Source organism: Bradyrhizobium sp. dw_78 (assembly GCF_018449525.1).
Classification (GTDB): Bacteria; Pseudomonadota; Alphaproteobacteria; order Rhizobiales; family Xanthobacteraceae; genus Bradyrhizobium.
In genome coordinates, this window is record NZ_JAAVUS010000024.1 from 1 (window position 1) to 1,956 (window position 1,956).

Consider the following 1,956-nt stretch of genomic DNA (forward strand, 5'->3'; position numbering starts at 1 on the left):
AAGCTAAAGTCGCTGCCTTTTGACGGACGCTGCGGCTGCTGGATTCGCAAGGCCGCCTCTGATAGGCGAGACGCCACGTCGTCCACTGCGTCGGGCCCCATATTGTCGTGAGCGCGACGAGCATGACGATGAGAATTTGCCCCAAAAGTATTTTTGTTTTGGGCACTGTCTTGCTCCTGACGGAACTGTCGACTGTCAAAGAATCTGTCGGCGCATTGCAAAGCAAGATGCTCGGAGTACCGATCGCATGATCGGCGAGCTTGGCGTGCAATACCGCCAGCCGCGATTTGGCGATTGGCGATAGTTTCGACTCGCAAGCCCGAATGAACCGCGGAATTGAGACGGTCGCAGGTTCCCGCAACCGGAGCTTATTTCTTTTCGTGGTCAAAATTGAACAGCGCGGCAAGGGCTCCAAAGTCATAGTGCGGGTTCATTGAATTCTACAGCCCTAACTAACGACCGTGCCCAGTTACCGAGCACGGCGATGTGTCGTTTCTTCGCTGGTCTCGACTGAGTTTGAAAGGTTGGAGCGCGACAATGGCATTGAGCCCGCAGCGTAAACCACATCATTCACGTCTTCCGCGGGCGACAGACACTTCACAGTGTTGAAGCGCCATCGGCTTTTGCTGAAAGTCTCCGTTTTATCGGCTGCGGCTGCCTGGGCTCTCATTGCTGAGCCGGCGCGGGCTGCCACGATCGTCGTCAACAGTCAGTCGGACTTCGATGCCGCCGTTGCTTTGGCAATCCAGACGGGCCACGCGGATACGATCGATGCGACCGCGGCCGGAACGATTGACGCGGGGACGTCTCTGACGTTCCCGGCTGCCGCCACATCGGTCAATCTCTCGTTCGAAAGTTTGGGTATCGGTGCCTCCACCGGGGACGGAACCGTGACGCTCGGCGCGGGAACAACCGTCTCCTTCGGTCAGGCGGTCCATCCCAGCGCACTTGATATGGGCTCTGGACACACCGGCATCCTGAACATCAACGGGGCGTCCCTCGTCTTCAACGTCATCAACGAAGGAAACCAGTTCAATATCGGCCTCGATGGCGGCAACGGCATCGTCAATATGACGAGCGGATCGGTGACGATCAACGATTCAAATGCCGCCGCCGGTGTCATCGGCAGCATGTCCATCGGCTTTCCTTTTGGACCCACCGCAGCAAACGGCACATTCAATCAATCGGGCGGCACCGTCTCGCTATCGGCGGGAGCACTGAACGTTGGTTTAGCGAATGGCAACGGCACCTACAATCTGACCGATGCCGCCGTGCTGCAGGATCTGGGCGGTACCGTCGATATCGGCGCCAATCCCGGTGGCGTCGGTGTCGTGAATATCTCGGGCCATGCCACCATCGATTTCGAGTCCGAGTCCGTCGGGTTCGCGGGCCAGCTGTACGTCGGCGACGATCTAGGCGTCGGAACCATCACGCAGAACGGTGCCAACTCCACGGTTATTTTAAACATCGTCAATATCGCCCAATTCGGTAGCAACATATTGAATAGGTCGGACCCGGGAGGAACCGGCACCTACAATCTTTTAGCGGGAACATTGAGGATCGGGGGTTTGGGGGCCGCCTTTGGCATGGACACGGGCGGAACCGGGGTTTTCAACCAGAGCGGCGGTAACTTGACCGCGAACGCTCCGATCTACATCGGCATGTCCGGGAACGGCACCTACAACCTCAGTGGGGGCACCGCAACCCTCAATACCGGCCTGACGATCGCAGCATTGGCAGGATCAGTCGGAACTGTGAATCAAACGAGCGGGGAACTGACGATCGCCGGCGGCAATTTGAGCGTGGGCGCCGCTGGTACCGCAACATATAATCTGAGCGGCGGCATCCTGCAGGTCGGAGGCGCCAACGGCATCACTGGCACCGGCAACCTGAATCTTGGAGGCGGTACGCTTCAGGTCATTGGCTCCGCCTTGACCACAAACATTGCTACGGGCC

Annotated in this window: 1 protein-coding gene; it reads left to right on the forward strand. The window is 58.3% G+C overall.

Features of this window, described 5'->3' with window-relative positions:
• Positions 1-602 precede the first annotated feature (602 nt).
• A partial coding sequence (locus HB630_RS28165) for a hypothetical protein (RefSeq protein WP_213775999.1) occupies positions 603-1,956 on the forward strand: 1,354 nt, incomplete at its 3' end.